Below are 15,408 nucleotides of genomic sequence, written 5' to 3' on the forward strand. Positions count from 1 at the left end.
TTGCGATATCGAAAGAAAAGTAGGTGGTTAAGCAGCTTGCGGGGGAAAGCGCAGGACGGCCTTGATCACCCGTCCTGCCGCGACATCGTCAAATGCCTCATTGATGTCGGCGAAGTCGTAGAAGGCGAGCAGCCTATCGAACGGGAAACGGCCGCTTCGATAAAGACCGACCAGTTCCGGAATCATCAGGCCGGAAATGGCATCGCCCTGGATAATCCCGATGAGGCTTTGCCCTACCGTGAGCCGGGAGGCATCGACGACCGCGCCCGAATGGTCATTGAAGGCGACGAAACCGAACTGCCCCATCGGAGCAAGAGCGCCGATGCCGGCATCGAGGTTCTCCTTCCGACCGCTCGTGTCGAGAACGTATTCGACGCCGCGAGAGGTGATATCTTTGATCGCCGCGGCTACATCGGTTTGCTCACGCGGGTTGACGCAATGTGTCGCGCCGAGTTCGTTAGCGAGCTTCAGCCGTTCGGCATTGACATCGATGGCGATGATGATTGCCGCATCGGCGACCTTGGCAGCCATGATTGCAGCCAGTCCCACCGCCCCTACTCCGAAGATCGCGATCGAAGCACCGACCGGCACTTTGAGCGCCTTCAAGACCGAGCCGGCTCCGGTCTGAAACCCGCAACCGAGCGGTCCGAGGAGCTCGAGCGGAACATCGTCCGGGACCTTGACGGCATTGCGCTGATGAGCGAGCGCATAGGTGGAGAATGAAGACTGACCAAAGAAGTGCGCATGGAGCGTGTTCCCATCAGGCGCCGCAACGCCGATCGTTCCATCGAGCCTGGCGCCTGCGAAATTCGTTTCCCAGACGTGGTCGCAGTAGGCCGCATGGGAAGACATGCAGGGCTTGCAGTGGCCGCAGGAGTGATAGGAAAGAACGACATGATCGCCGGGCTTGAGATGCGATACGGTCGATCCAACGCTTTCGACGATGCCGGCGCCTTCATGGCCCAAGATCGCCGGCAGCGGAGTTGGCATGAGCTGTTGCCTGACATGAGCATCGGTCGCGCAAATACCCGTAGCAACCATGCGAATCAGCACTTCGTCGGGGCGCGGCGCCTCAAGCTTCACTTCACGAAGAATGAAAGGGCCGTTTTTTTCTTCCAGTACGGCTGCGGTGGCGGGTTGGGTCATCTTTTCCTCCAAGGGCTGATTTCGGATACCGGGACGAGTGATCCTGCTCACGGACCACGCGATCCGTGTTCGGAAAGGCTTGATCCGATCCGCTTGAGTTTTGAACGAGCGGTGGTGAAGCGGCTGGTTTTCTCAGCCCGTTTGCGGGCCTGCTGTTCGCGAACATATCCGTGCTGTCGAACGGCTAAAGACAGCAATGGCGGAACGTCGGGTTGCTGATAACGAAACCCTTTGTGGTTTCATGGCAGCTGGACAGTCAGATCAGACAGGTCGCATCGTGCCGGCATTGGGGAATTTGCCTTGGCGGTATGCGGCATAGTAGCCGGCAAGCTCCTCTTTGGAGCCTGCGATAAATGGTCCTTGTGCCACGACATGGATGTTTTGCGGTTGGCCTGCATACAAAAGCACCCGAGCACCGTCCTTCCCCGCCCTCAGCCGCATAAAGCTGTCACCGTGAACCGCCAACGGACTGGTCCAGCCGACCTTATCCGTAGTTAGAGCCGTCGCCCCGGTGCCTGCCTCGATTTCGCCCGCGATGACCACGACGAAGCCATTATATGATGACGGCAGAACCTGCTCAAACTCGGCGCCTGCCTCAAGCCGAATTTCGACCAAGGTTACAGGCACGGCATTCTTCGTCGATGCGATGATCCCTGCCGAACGACCGCTGTAGACGGTCGCCTCGAAACCGACGCCGCAATGTACCGGCATTTCGTCCCGTCTCAGGATCTGTACCCTTGGCGCCATGTTGCGGTCCCGCTCAGGGAGAACCAGCCATAGCTGAAACAGACGCATGCCTGTCGAAACCTGGGCATCTTCCGAATGCACGATGCCGCTTCCGGCAGTCATCCATTCCACGTCGCCTTCGCCCAGGCGTCCGCCGGCATCCTCCATGGTGCCGTGAAGCATGAACGTAACGGTCTCCAGGCCGGCATGAGGGTGGGCCTCACCGAATTGCCCCTCGCCGGTCACGTGATCGTCCGCCATCAAAAAGAACGGGTCGGTTGCGGAAAAATTTCCCGGTGCAACGACGAGGGCTGCTTTGTGTCTCTCGCCCGCAAAGCCGGGGCCGAGAGGCGGCGTGGTTGTAATGCTGTCGATAGATCTTTGAAACATCTTTGCTACCCTCGTGAAGTTGAGAGGTGAAACCTGTCCGCTCTGTCAACGGATGTGCAGTGATTTTGAACGAGGCACCGCTCGCAACAAGTCACGATCCCTCGAACCCTATGTTGCAAAACCAGCAACACCTCAGGCCACCGAAATTGCGTTACGGTGCTGCGGATTGATCCCGACAAACCAACGACGAGAGCACGATGATGAGACTGACGCAGCGAGTTCGTAGCTTTTTTCGTGAGGAAGCATGAGACTTTCCCGAGCATGAAAGACCAGTGGTCGCTGGGTCGCCGGCGACGCCAGAGCATGCCCTGACGCTGCGGATCGCCTATGCCCTCGTCGCAATTCTGGTCGGTCTGATAGGCGGACTGGGCAACGCACTCGTCATGGTCAACATTACGGAGTTAAAAGCGGGCTTGGCGTTGAGCTCCGTTCAGGCGGCCTGGCTGCCAACGGCCTATGCCATGACCAATATTTCCGCCAATCTGCTGCTGATCAAGTTCCGACAGCAGTATGGTCTGCGTGTATTCACGCTGGTTGCCCTTGGCCTGTATGCCCTCCTCTCCCTTACCTATTTGTTGACCGCAGATCACTGGCTCACACTCGCAATTAGGGCTGCAAGCGGCTTTGTTGCGGCGGCGCTAACGCCGTTGTCTTTGTTCTACGTGATGCAGGCCCTTCCGGGCCGTTGGCGCGTCAGGGGGCTGATACTTGGCCTTGGCATCTCGCAGTGCGCGTTCCCGCTTGCGACCGTCATCTCGCCATGGCTGTCTATCAGCTCGCATTGGCAGTCGATATTTCTGCTCGAAGCCGGTCTCGCATTTCTCTCTTTCGCAGCCGTCGGGGCATTCCGGCTGCCGCCCGCCGAGCGAGAGCGGGCGTTCGAACCTTTGGATTTCCTCACCTTCCTGCTTTTGGGTGGTAGCCTCGCTCTGATTGTGGCAGTGTTGGGGCTCGGACGACTGGAAGAATGGCTCGAGGCGCCTTGGATAATTTGGTTTCTGTCGCTCGCGCTTCCGATGATCATCAGCGCGCTGATACTCGAGAACGGCCGGACCGCACCCCTCCTCAACCTGTGCTGGCTCGGGAGCGGTGACATCGTCCGCTTTGCTTTTGCAATTCTCATGGCCAGGATCGTCCTTGCCGAACAGAATGTTGCAACCAGGTTTTTGACGTCGCTGGGAGGCAGCGACGAACACCTCGGAGCACTTTCGATCGTCACCTTTGTCAGCGCTGTTGCCGGCGTGATCGTGAGCGCAATCGCGGTGAACGTCGAAAAACTGGTGATGCCCATGATGCTGGCGGTCACCGCAATAGCTGCCGCGACACTTGCCGACAGCTCCGCTACGAGTTTTGAGCATCTGCCCTGGTTTTATTTGTCCCAAGCGGTGATCTCATTCGCGGCCATGTTCTTTCTCGGGCCGGCACTGGTCTTAGGTATCACGAGCGCGTTGCAGAAAGGCAGCCGAGAACTCTTGAGTTTTATCGTCCTGTTTGGGGCGATCAACTCGATTGGCGCCCTCACCGGCCAGGCCTTGTTCGGAGCCTATATCGACGGCGTCGCGACTGTTTCGCGAGATTGGGTCCTTGCCCATCAGAACGCCTTGGAACTGGCAGCGGTGTTGGCTTTCTTAACGGCGGCCTATCTGGCTGTGCTCCTCGCAATTCGTATCCGCCATAAGCTGGCGGAAATCCGTCAGGAAAAACAGGTGTTCACTAGGGGTGCTGGTCCTTTCGATCCGGTTCGTCCGCCTAAGCGGCAGTCAGGAATGCCTTGGCACCCGCCGACCCTTTCGTTTCGGGCACGCGTGGTCTTGAGCGCTTTAGCGACAACCGGGGCAATACTTCTTTTGGTCGCAGTGTGGCCACAGGGGCACTAGGCGATATCCATGGCGTGGATATCCGCCCATACCGTTTATCGATTTCGTCGCAGTGCCGGGGTCGATTAGATCTTGCTCGAACGCAGGTAGCGTCCCGTAACGTGATTTGGAGCATTGCAGATGTCGGATAAGAAATTTCGTGTGGGTATTGTTGGAGCAGACACTCACGCAAGTTGGGCAGGCGCATCGCATGTGCCAGCCCTGGAGTCACAAGCTCACCTCACGCTGGCGGCAGTCGCGACCCGACGCGAGGAAAGCGCCAAGGCGGCGGCCGAAGCATTCGGCGCAGAACTCTGGTTTGCCGATCCCTACGCGATGATCAGTGACGAAACCATTGACGTCATCACGGTCGCCGTGAAGGTGCCGGCGCACAAGGATCTCGTGATTGCCGCCTTGCACGCGGGTAAAGCCGTCTATTGCGAAGCGCCTCTAGGCTCAACGCTGGCGGAAACAAACGAGATGGCCGCAGCGGTCGGGTCTTTGCATACCGCGATCGGCTTGCAAGGTCGGTATAATCCTGCCGTCCGACGAGCGGCGGAACTAGTCGCGTCAGGAAAGCTCGGTCGTTTGATGTCCGCCCGTGTCGGCGCAACCACATTCGGCTACGGTCCGCAATCTCCGAGCATGTACGACTATTTCAACAAGGCCGCTTCTGGCGCCAGCTTCATGACGATCACGGCAGGCCACGTGCTGGACGTCATCGAGGCTGTGCTCGGCAACATTACCGAGGTCGATGCGCGCACGGAGTTGCTCTGGCCGGAGATCGAGATCGTCGATACAGGTGAGACTTCGAAGCGAGAGATTCCGGATCATCTCGATCTGATCGCAAAGACGGCAAGTGGTGCGCCTGTATCCGTGCAGATTCTGGCCGGCGTCCCTGCAGATGACGCGAGTTTCGTTTTCGAGATCCGTGGCTCGCAGGGCTGGCTAAAGCTCACCGGCAATCATCTGGCAGGTGTACAGGTCGGAGACATTTCAATTTCATCAAGCCTGGAATTTGCTGCGCCCGATAGGCCGGTCGCCAACGGTGTAGGCCCAACAGCCGCCGATTTCTGGGCAGGAGCCGCTATCAATGTCGGGGAGGTCTATGCGTCCCTGGGGCGCGATTTGAGGAATGGTACATATACCACTCCCGGTTTCGAACATGCCCGCCATAACAGCCGTTTGATCGCGGCCGTCGAGCTTGCGGCAAGAACTGGCGAACGGCAGCACCTCGTTTGAGGTATCGCAGAATGGCTCGGCGTTCGTACCGGATGTCGAGCAGGCCGTTAGCGCAATCAATTGGCAATACGCTCAACGAAAGCTACCGCCGCCCGCCAAACTCGAGAATTTCAAAAAGAAGGACGACATCATGCAAATGCGCAAGCTGGGTGAAAGCGGGTTGTTCGTGTCGGAATTGTGTTTCGGCGCCATGACATTCGGCGGAACTGACGGGCTATGGGGAAAGGTGGGAAGACTTGGACAGGGGGATGCCGATGCACTGGTCAAGGCCGCTCTCGACGCCGGCATAAACCTGTTCGATACGGCAAACGTCTATGCGCACGGACGCAGCGAAGAAATACTGGGACGTTCACTGAAGAACCTTGGAGTGTCGCGCAGCGATGTCGTGATCGCCACCAAAGTCGCCTCCGCCATGGGTGACGGACCGAACGATCGCGGTGCTTCGCGCGGACATATAATCTCTGAATGCCGGGCAAGCCTCGGCCGGCTGGGTCTGAACCACATCGACCTGTACCAGATCCACGCATTCGATTCCGCGACACCGATCGAGGAAACGCTGGAGGCGCTCGATACACTCGTCCGGGCCGGCGATGTTCGCTACATCGGTCTTTCGAACTGGGCCGCGTGGCAGGTCATGAAGGCGATCGGGATAACACGCGCCAGAGCCCTCGCACCTGTTACGTCGCTGCAGGCATACTATACGCTTGTCGGACGCGATCTGGAGCGGGAGATCGGCCCGCTGCTCTCATCGGAACGTGTTGGCCTCATGGTCTGGAGTCCGCTTGCCGGCGGCTATCTCACCGGAAAGTATTCAGCTGGGGGCAATGCCGCAGGCGGTCGACAGACGGAATTGGATTTTCCACCCATCGATCGCATACGGGGAGAGCCCCTGATCGTGGTCCTGAAAGCTGTCGCGGAGAAACACGGCTCCAGCCCGGCGCAAATCGCGATCGCCTGGCTGCTGAAGCAAAAGGTCGTCTCGACCGTCATCATCGGTGCGAAGCGCGTCGAGCAATTGCAGGAAAACATTCGGTCCGCATCGATTGAGCTGGACGATAACGACATGGCGAAGCTCGATGAGGTCAGTCGTCTACCCGTCGAGTATCCGGGTTGGTTGCTGAATGACGGAAACGGACACTCGCGCTGACACGGAAAAGATGCTTGAGATCGATGAGGGATGAGTTTAATTATCCATTCCATGAATTTGCACGGTATCGATCTCAATCTTCTCGTTGCCTTTGATGCCCTCAATTCCGAGCGCAATGTCACACGTGCCGGAAGCCGTATTGGGCGGACCCAGCCGGCCATGAGCGCGGCTTTGTCGCGATTGCGGTTTCTGCTGCGTGACGAATTATTCGTTCGCGGGCCGAACGGACTTCAGCCTACACCGCGAGCGGTAGAACTTGCCGAACCGATCTCACTTGCTCTGCGGGAAATTCAGCGGACATTGCAATTTACGCAGGGTTTTGATCCCGGCAAATCGACCATATCTTTTTCCATTGCCGTTTCGGCACATGCTGGTTCAGTCATATTGCCGCGCCTCCTGTCGCTGCTTGAGGAAAAAGCCCCCGGAATTGATATCAAGGTCAGGGATTATAGCAGCCGTGATGACGCGGTTTCCCTGCTCGACAGTGGCGGCGTCGATCTAACGGTCGGCATTCCTCCCACGCCCACGAGCCGGATCCTGAGTGCCCGGCTTTTCCAGGAGCGGTTCGTTTGTATCCTTAGGAAGGATCATCCAATCCTCGGCCGCCCTTTCGATCCCGAGACGTTTCTGTCTCTGACGCATATCCTGGTCGCGCCCGATAATGAGGGTCTGGATGTTGCTGATGCCGCACTGGCTTCGAAGAATTTCAGGAGGCGGGCGGCCGTGACTATTCCTCATATGCACGTCGCACCGGCATTGGTTGCATCGTCGGATATGGTCGCGACCGTCATCGAAAGCGTCGTTGCTCATTCAGGCTTTGCGGAGCGTCTTGCAGTCTTCGATTTCCCGCTCCCCCTAAACCCGGTACCATTCGTGCTGTCCTGGCATCGTCGCAATGACGGGCACCCGGCACAGCAATGGCTGAGAAACGGTCTGCTCGCCGCGTTTCCCCACGTGTGGCTCTCTTCAGAAAATATCTGCAGCGATCTTGCCCCGCAGTATTATTAGGCGACCATCGCAATCGTATCGCCGCCAAGCATCTCGGAACGCGTAACACTCAATTTACCATCACACCGCCATCGGCGTCTGATGCACGACGATTGGGGCATGGAACGGAACGCGGTCATAAAGGTCAACGATGTCTTGGTTCATGAGGCGGACGCAGCCGGATGAAACGGCCTTGCCGATTGATTGCCATTCGGGATTGCCGTGGAGACGATACAGCGTATCTTCTCCGTTCTGAAAAATATAAAGGGCCCGAGCGCCGAGCGGGTTATGAAGACCAGGATCCATCCCTCCGTTTGCGACAGAGTATTTTTCCAGTTCGGGTTGCCGGGCAATCATCTCGCTTGGCGGCTTCCATCTTGGCCAATGCTGACGCCAGTGGATATATCCGTTCCCTTCCCATGAAAATCCGTCGCGCCCGATGCCAACGCCGTATCGTAACGCAGTTCCGCCGTTTTCCACCAGATAGAGAAATCGCCTTGGCGTATCGACGACAACAGTTCCCGGCGCCTCCCCGGTCGGGTCAGCAACGCGCTGCCTGAGATATTCCGGGTTCATTCGCTCAAAAGGAACTGCAGGAACGAAATGTCCACCGTCTTCAAATGCAGCGTAACGGGAAGCAAGATCCGGGCCGACCGGTGAAGGCTGCGGAGTGGCAATGGGCTGGGACGAGGCCGATCCTTCTTGGACTGTTGTGCATCCGCCGAGTATGACCGGCGCGGCTAAAGAGCCGACTATGAACGTACGACGGGATATGAAACTGTTTCGGTTCTGCATCATGGAAGGCGACTTTCGGGTTGCGGCTGGCACACGTGCTTGAGTCGCACGGTATCCTTCAACAGACGGAATATTCCATATCTGTATGAGTGATAGCCGTCATAACCGTTGGCTATGCCATGTAGGGCTACCGCTGCTCCGGAGAGATCCCGTCAATGTTCCGGAGCCGCGGCATAACGAAGTCCGTAAATGCCCGGACGACCGGTCGCATGAACTTTGTGGACGGATAAGCAAGAAAAGCTTCGGTAGATCGCAGCCAATACTCGGGAAGCACCCTAACCAGCTCGCCGCTGGCCAACAAGTCCAAGACGAGGTTCTTCTGCACCAGTCCCACACCCCGTCCCCGTAAAAGTGCTGCAATCATGACATGCGCATTGTTCGTTATAAGTAATGGCCTGACGGTGACGTCTTCGGCGCGCGCACTAGGTCCCAATAGGGAAATAGTGTTGCGCTGAGCGAGCATCTTCGGAGTGCCAATGACCTCGAGCTCTGAAAGCCGTCCCGTATCGTCGATCTGCCCTACCTGTTCCAAATATAGAGGGGACGCTACAAGAAATCGCTCCACCCAACCGATGCGGCGTGCGATGACGTCCTGATCCTCGATTTTGCCGTAGTGGACTGACAAATCGAAATTATCATAGACCAAGTCGACTGTGCGCTCGTCGAGAGCCAGTTCGACGGAGATCCCGCAATACTCATCCTGAAATTCCCCGACTATACGTTCGAGATGACCAACACCAATGCAAGATGGGGCGTGAATTCTTAGATTGCCTTCGATTTCACCTGTGTTGATGCGGACGCCCTCCAGCGCCGCGTCGATTGATGCGATCGCAATGCGGCTGGCTTCGTATAATTCGAGTCCATGCGCCGTCGGGCGAACGATTTTCGACGAGCGCTCCAGAAGCCTGGCTTGAACGTGCCGTTCGAGGTTCGAAATATGCTTTGTGACCGCCGGCTGCGTTACCCCGAGGTCCCGTGCCGCAGCAGTAATAGAACCCTTCTCGACGGTGCGGATGAATGCCTTTAAAGCAACGTTGATATCCATGATATTGCTCTTGGTTATAACTGAATCCAGTCATAACCAAGTGTATAGAATATGGCTTGATGATGTCCGGGTAAGGACAGCGCAAATTTTCAAGCTCGCCGGGCCGACTGGGCTCGACCCCGCAATCGATCAATCATTTTGCGAGCGGCCCGACGCAAACCACCGATCACCGCTCAGACGCCAGCCCGCTGTTGATCTCCACCAGCAGGCGCTTCTGCTGGTTGTTCGTATTCTCCAGGGCATGAAGCCAGAGCAGCGTTGCTGCCTGGTGCCTCCTACCGCCGCTCAAGGCGTTGTCGAAGTCCCTCATCCATGATCCAAGATGGGCGATGTAATCTTCGGCAAGCGCTGAAATCTCGACGTCGTCGCTACCGGGCCCCAACGCATCGAATCGATCCCCCAGTTCTCTTGCGGTAACACCATGTTCGATATCCGCTAGTTCGTCATAGAGCCGAGCCAGTTCTGCGTGCTGCTCTTCATTCAAAAGGTGTGACAGGAGTACAGATTGCTCCCGACCAGCTCGCACCGCTTTCGGCTCTCGCCCGACCTCCAGCGCCATCAGAGACGCAGCAAATTCCGGCGCCATGTCGGGGTGTCCTTTGCCGTCACGCAGGGCTGTAACAGCCCGGCGTTGACGCTCCAGAAGTTCGATCTGCCGCGTGAGCCCCTCAAGAAGAGCGTCCAAACTGTCCCCGCTCATCTCGGCACGACCGTCGAGAAACGCTGGGATTTGCGAGAGCGAGAAACCGAGCGCTGTCAATTGACCGATACGCAGCAGTCGGATCAAATGCGGCACGCTGTAGATGCGATACCCATTGTTCTGTCTTGGCGGCTCCGGCAAAAGTCCGATCTGGTGGTAGTGCCGCAGCGTGCGGATGCTCACGCGCGCCAGTCCTGCAATCTCCTTACTGCGCATGCGCCGCCCTCATTACTCGCCCCTCAAATGCCGTGCAAGAAAGCGCTCGATCTTCCGATAAAGCTCAATATTGCTATCCTCGTTGATGAACCAGTGCCCTTCGCGCTCGTTGAGAAGATAGTCGACCTCCACACCATTCGCACGCACCCTTTCCACCACCATATCCGCCTGTGCCTTTGCGACACGCACATCGTTCGCGCCGTGAACCACCAAAAGCGGTTTGGAAATACAATCAAGCCGGCTTACCGGCGAGCGCGCAAGCATGTCCCGGTTCTGCGTCTCGATGTCCGGATCGCCCATGTAAGAAAGGTAGGTGTTGATCAGCGTAGGCTGTACGAACGGGACCACTCCATTCACTAGCATCCGGAGATCGGAGATGCCGGAGTAGGAGATGGTTGCGGTGAAACGCTCCGGCGTGAAGCTGGCGCCCACCAGCGCGGCGTAACCGCCATAGGAGCAGCCGTAGATCGCCACCCGCGCCGGGTCGGCAATACCCTGCCCGATTAGCCAGTCGAGCCCGTCGATCAGGTCGTCATGCATACGCCCGGAGAACTCCCCTATCGCGGCTTGCATGAACGCCTTACCATAACCGGTCGAGCCGCGAAAATTCACCTGCAGCACGGCATAGCCGCGGTTGGCGAGGAACTGCACTTCAGGATCATAAACGCAGGCGTCGCGATACCACGGCCCGCCATGTACCAGAAGCACGGTGGGCAGCGCACGCGGCTCATCCTTGGCATCGAACCCGACTGGCAGCGTGACATGGCACGGCAAGGTCAATCCGTCTCGCGAAATCACATCGATGGGTCGCACGCTCACCAGCCGCTCAGCCGAGAGCGCTGAGAATCGCTCGCCAAGCACATGCGCTTCGCCGCTCTCATGTTCGTAAAACCATGTCGTACCGGGATGCCGGTCATCCCAAAATTCTGCCACCCATTGTCGCCCACCGGCATCGCAGGAAATGTAGCCTATTTCCCCGTCTGACAGACGCTGTAAGCTGTTTAGAACGGCGGCGAAACGCAGGTTCAGCGGCCGTATCTGCTGTCTTTTGCCAAGGTAACGCACTGCCAGCAGCTCGCCTGTCACAGGATTGGTGATTAGGCTGGAGGGAAAGCGCGGGTCGGCCTCGGGCCGTGGCGTATCGAGGCTGCAATCTGGCTGGCTGTCGATTACCCTGCACTTGCCCGTCGCAAGGTCAATGGCAGCAAGATAGGTATGGTCGCTGCCCGCGTTGCAGCCAACCAAGACGCTCTCTCCATCCGCCGCAACCATCAGCGGCATCGGTCCGATTGGCTGGTCGCGTCCGCTCAGCTTCGCCAACGTGGTGAAAACACCGTTTTCGTAACGAGCCAGTTCGCGGTCACCCACGTCGTTGATGATGAAGGCATGCATCGGTCCGTTCGGCGTAACGATCCAGCGTACGAACCGATCAGGATTCAAGGCCGCGACCCTGGTTTCAGCGCTTTCGATATCGACCTCGTACAGGTCGATCAGATCCGGACTTCTAAGGTTCATCTGCACGAAAGCCTTGCTTGGAAACGCGGCGGACAACTCCAGTCCCATTACCCGCACGCCGGAATAAGGCGTCAAGTCGACAGTCCTAGCCTTCCCACCCACCGCCTCTGCCCCGTCCACCTCCACACGATGAAGGTGCCAGTTTTCGTCGCCCTGGGTGTCTTGTATGAAGAGAAGGTAGCGAGTATCTCGCGTCCAACTAAAGCCGTCGATATTGCGCGTGTCATCGCCCGTCAGTCGCCGCGCCGTGCCTTGTCCGACTGGCCGCACCCAGATATTCAACCGTCCACGCCAAGGGGCCAGATAGGCCACCAGCCGGCCATCGGGCGAAATCTGCGCCCGCGAAAATTCTGGCATTCCAAAAAGCGTTTCAATCGGGATGAGATCAGGTGCAGTCATGTCGAACCTCGCATCGTCGACGGCGCCAACGCGGGCCGCCACAATCAAACAATATCGACACACTGCCTGAACTATGACGTCGCGTCGGGGTCAACCGTGAAAGCCAGCTTGGTCCGGAATCACGTAATTTCTGCGTAACTGTGAGATTCCATATGGCTTTGGCGGGATCGCGCTTCGCTCTCGCAATTGACTGACTTGCCTAAAAAGAAGGTACATCAAATGAGCAAAGCCCCCCAAGATCACATCGTCATCCGACGCCTGTCTGCCGGAACAATGTTCGCAGGCCTCCTTATCCTGACCGGTTGCCAGACACCGGAACAGGAACGCTACGCCGATCTCGACACCTGCTCGGGAATGGGCGCACAATATGGATCTTCGTCTCATACCGCATGTATGCTCCAGCAGCAGCAGCGTCGTGACGACGCACAACTGCGGACCCTTGAGTCAGCAAGGCTAAGCCAGATCATGGCAGAAGACGCACGCCGGCAGCATGAGCGCATGAGAAGAGAGAGACGACGGGACTAGTTTCGAATTTGGTGTGAGGCTTGAGCGGAGACGTTTGCGCCCAGCCTCTCACCAATGATGCGCCCCTTTATGTAAACCGGATCTAGTCAAAGCCACAATATCGGAAAGTGGTGGCTCAATTGGATCTGATCTTCGTATTCCATAAAGGCCCGCGACGTGTTGAAGCCGCTTTCTAACGCCGGACACACGCTGGAACCCGGCCGCACAACTGTACCGAAGTCAGACTTCGATTGCATAGCCGGGGCGTTTCAACACGTCGACCTGGGGCCCTTCCTAGGTTTTTAGGGATTGGGGTTGCCTGTAACGCGGAGGGACAGATGCTGGCGATGACCCGTTAGATTGGCCTGTGTAATCGCCTCGAGCACCCGGTGACGATCGAGCGCGACCGCGAAGTCTGGCGCATCTGCGGTTCCGTCGCGGAGGTCGGCGGCGAGTTGGGCGTAGAGCCGGGCGACACCCGCCGCGGGCGCTTCGAGTTGCAGGTCGGGAGCCGCATATGCTGTTGGGACCTGTAGGTGCCGGACAGGCTCGCTGCCGCGGCGCAACGTGATGGTCATATCACCGAAGTGGATGTAGCCCGACGCCGTCTCCACGCGCAGACTGCCTTCCGTGCCCTGGATCTCCCACACCAAGCCGACGGACTGTCCGGCACTGTAATGCAGCGAAGTGACGATCCCGCCTTCGAGAACGCCGGCGACGATGATCTCGTCGGGCGCATCCTTCGGGTGGCACGAGCCATCCGAAAGGCGGACGCCGTCGCCGCGCTGATTGGCGACGATGGCGGACAGGCTCTCGAATCCGCCGAGTACGTGGGCCAGTGGTTGGAGCGCGTGGCCGAGCATGATGCTTTGAAGCGTCGCGCCATTCTCTGCGCGAGCCATGTACTCGAATGGCGGGTCATATCGGCCGACCCACATGTCGTCGTTCAGATGCGCTCGGATGCTCGTGCTGAGCGGCATGCCGATCACGCCCTGCCGGACGAGGTCGTGAAGGTAGCGGATCGGCGGATGCAGGCCGCCCTGCAGGCCAATAACTGTACGCAGCCGCCGTTCGCGGGCAAGCCCCTCCAGCGCTTCGGCTTCCGATAGATTTCGCGCGAGCGGCCATTCGCAATAGACCATCTTGCCCGCGGCGAGCGCGTCCGAAACGACCTGCTTGTGATCCGGCACCTTGACCGCAACCACCACCAAGTCGACCTCCGGCCGAACGACCAGCGCCTGATGTGTGTCAAAGGCGAGATCGGCGCCCAGTCGGCTCGCACTCTCCATACGAGTTGTACTGACGGCGCGGATCTGGAACGCATCGAGCGCCCGCAGTGCCGGGACGTGAGCAATTCCGCCCCAGCCTCGATCGGCACTGGCGCCGACGATGCCGACGCTGATCCGGGAGTTTGCTGAATTGGTCATGTAGGCGTGCTCCTGTCTGGTGCAGCCCGGCAATGCTCGCCGTGCTGCGTCACATGGTTTCGTTTCCGGACAAATGCATAGCGAGAGACCAAGCATTGCCGTTCACGTTGCGGCTGCGTGGGTTTGAGCCCAAGTGACGCAAGCGTAGGGAGTTAACCGTGAGCCCAATGGGCCTCGAGTTCGCGCGCGACATCGGCCGGACGCTCTATCATCGGCCAATGCGAGGTGCGCAGCTTAACGACGGCGCGTGCGTGTGTGGCATTGCCGAGCTCGTCGGCGAAGCGGTGCGGCAGAAACGGATCGTCCAGGCCCCAGATCACTAGCGCTGGCGCGGTTATGCTGCTCAGACCCGGCTTCCACTCCGCCCCTACCTCGATTGCGGAACGGTAAAGTGCGAGAATGCTTGCCCGCATAGTGGCATCGAGATGCCGAACCGATTCATCCGCCGCATCTTTCGGCATCTGCGCCTCGATGAGTTTCGCCGCAAATTCCTCGAGGTCGAGATCCTTCATCCATTGCTCGCCCTCACCTGGCGTCTGCCAGATCTTGGCGAGATAGTGCCACGGATATTCCGGGTCGATCGGCCCACTGATGCCGGTCCAGGTCCGCACCAGATCCGGCCGGATCGACGTCAGACGGCCTGTCAGCAGGCAGCCCCAGTCATGACCGACCAGATCTACGGGTTCGCCAATCTCATCGATCCGGTTGATCAGCCAGTCGAGATACTCTTCCTTTGTTGACCTGAAGTCTGATGGCAACGGATTACCGAAGCCGGGAAGATCGATCGTTATAATGTCACTGCGCTCAAGATGAGAGCGAACGGTGTCCCAGAGCCGGTGGGTGTCGGGTACGCCGTGGACGAGGACTGCAGGCATGTCGCGATCTCCTTGGTGGTTGTTGTCAGGAGAATAGGGACATGGTGGCATCGCGGAAGTCGGCGTCAGAGAAACCCGGCGTTGCTATTAGCGGAACCCTTGCCGTTGTGCGCTCTAAGCCGCGCCGCTTTTCCCATGACGATAGTCACTCCAGCCGCTGTTGTCGCCCTCGAGATGATAGACCGTCGGCTCCCCCGAGAAGTAGTCCTGTATGCCTTCCATGAACTGCTCATGGTCTTCGCTCGCTTCGAAACCCGGAGTATGATCGTTAAGCGACCGCCATCGCACCATCAGATTGAATAGCTCCGGCGTTTCGACCCCTTGGGCGAGAACGTGACCGCGGTAACCCCGCGCACGCTTGAGCAGAGGAACAACGTCTCCGAACGCTTGTCTGAACTCGCTGATCTTGTCCTTTTGGACCGGCAGCATAGCGATCTC

13 protein-coding genes are annotated in these 15,408 nt (G+C 58.3%); 4 read left to right on the forward strand and 9 right to left on the reverse strand.

Features of this window, described 5'->3' with window-relative positions; translation table 11 throughout:
• Positions 1-27: 27 nt before the first annotated feature.
• Together ACQZ45_RS19070 and ACQZ45_RS19075 are read right to left on the reverse strand one after the other, a co-directional pair.
• Complete coding sequence (locus tag ACQZ45_RS19070; RefSeq protein ID WP_448742444.1) at positions 28-1,146, reverse strand: NAD(P)-dependent alcohol dehydrogenase; 1,119 nt, start codon at positions 1,144-1,146, stop codon at positions 28-30.
• A 261-nt stretch (positions 1,147-1,407) separates the two neighbouring features.
• On the reverse strand, positions 1,408-2,262 hold the full coding sequence (locus ACQZ45_RS19075; protein ID WP_173993568.1) for a pirin family protein: 855 nt from the start codon (positions 2,260-2,262) through the stop codon (positions 1,408-1,410).
• A gap of 272 nt (positions 2,263-2,534) precedes the next feature.
• On the opposite strand from ACQZ45_RS19075, the gene ACQZ45_RS19080 reads away from it, so the two are divergent.
• The 4 genes from ACQZ45_RS19080 (at position 2,535) to ACQZ45_RS19095 (ending at position 7,515) form a co-directional block, all read left to right on the forward strand.
• Positions 2,535-4,139 carry an MFS transporter gene (locus tag ACQZ45_RS19080; RefSeq protein WP_448742445.1) on the forward strand — a complete coding sequence of 535 codons (1,605 nt, stop codon included), beginning with the start codon at positions 2,535-2,537 and terminating at the stop codon, positions 4,137-4,139.
• A gap of 120 nt (positions 4,140-4,259) precedes the next feature.
• Positions 4,260-5,360, forward strand: a complete 1,101-nt coding sequence (locus tag ACQZ45_RS19085; protein ID WP_448742485.1) for a Gfo/Idh/MocA family protein — start codon at positions 4,260-4,262, stop codon at positions 5,358-5,360.
• 130 nt (positions 5,361-5,490) lie between these two features.
• Positions 5,491-6,507, forward strand: coding sequence for an aldo/keto reductase (locus ACQZ45_RS19090; RefSeq protein WP_448742446.1), 1,017 nt, complete (start codon positions 5,491-5,493; stop codon positions 6,505-6,507).
• 30 nt (positions 6,508-6,537) lie between these two features.
• Complete coding sequence (locus tag ACQZ45_RS19095) at positions 6,538-7,515, forward strand: LysR family transcriptional regulator (RefSeq protein ID WP_448742447.1); 978 nt, start codon at positions 6,538-6,540, stop codon at positions 7,513-7,515.
• A gap of 60 nt (positions 7,516-7,575) precedes the next feature.
• Here ACQZ45_RS19095 and ACQZ45_RS19100 read toward each other — a convergent pair whose 3' ends face one another.
• From ACQZ45_RS19100 to ACQZ45_RS19130, 7 genes are all read right to left on the reverse strand, one after another.
• Positions 7,576-8,292 carry a L,D-transpeptidase family protein gene (locus ACQZ45_RS19100; protein ID WP_448742448.1) on the reverse strand — a complete coding sequence of 239 codons (717 nt, stop codon included), beginning with the start codon at positions 8,290-8,292 and terminating at the stop codon, positions 7,576-7,578.
• 124 nt (positions 8,293-8,416) lie between these two features.
• The gene (locus ACQZ45_RS19105) at positions 8,417-9,334 is read right to left on the reverse strand and encodes a LysR substrate-binding domain-containing protein (protein ID WP_448742449.1); all 918 of its coding nucleotides are present in this window, start codon (positions 9,332-9,334) and stop codon (positions 8,417-8,419) included.
• Between the two features lie 166 nt (positions 9,335-9,500).
• A complete protein-coding gene (locus ACQZ45_RS19110) occupies positions 9,501-10,250 on the reverse strand; it encodes a MerR family transcriptional regulator (RefSeq protein ID WP_448742450.1) in 750 nt (249 codons plus the stop codon).
• A gap of 12 nt (positions 10,251-10,262) precedes the next feature.
• Positions 10,263-12,164: a S9 family peptidase gene (locus ACQZ45_RS19115; RefSeq protein WP_448742451.1), complete on the reverse strand. Its 1,902-nt coding sequence runs from the start codon at positions 12,162-12,164 to the stop codon at positions 10,263-10,265.
• A gap of 806 nt (positions 12,165-12,970) precedes the next feature.
• Positions 12,971-14,095 carry a Gfo/Idh/MocA family protein gene (locus ACQZ45_RS19120; protein WP_448742452.1) on the reverse strand — a complete coding sequence of 375 codons (1,125 nt, stop codon included), beginning with the start codon at positions 14,093-14,095 and terminating at the stop codon, positions 12,971-12,973.
• Between the two features lie 152 nt (positions 14,096-14,247).
• Complete coding sequence (locus ACQZ45_RS19125) at positions 14,248-14,970, reverse strand: alpha/beta fold hydrolase (RefSeq protein ID WP_448742453.1); 723 nt, start codon at positions 14,968-14,970, stop codon at positions 14,248-14,250.
• Positions 14,971-15,084: 114 nt separating this feature from the next.
• Positions 15,085-15,399 (reverse strand): antibiotic biosynthesis monooxygenase family protein, encoded by a 315-nt coding sequence (locus ACQZ45_RS19130; protein WP_448742454.1) that lies wholly within the window; start codon positions 15,397-15,399, stop codon positions 15,085-15,087.
• Positions 15,400-15,408 lie beyond the last annotated feature (9 nt).

This window comes from Agrobacterium sp. 16-2014-1-2a, from assembly GCF_053522705.1.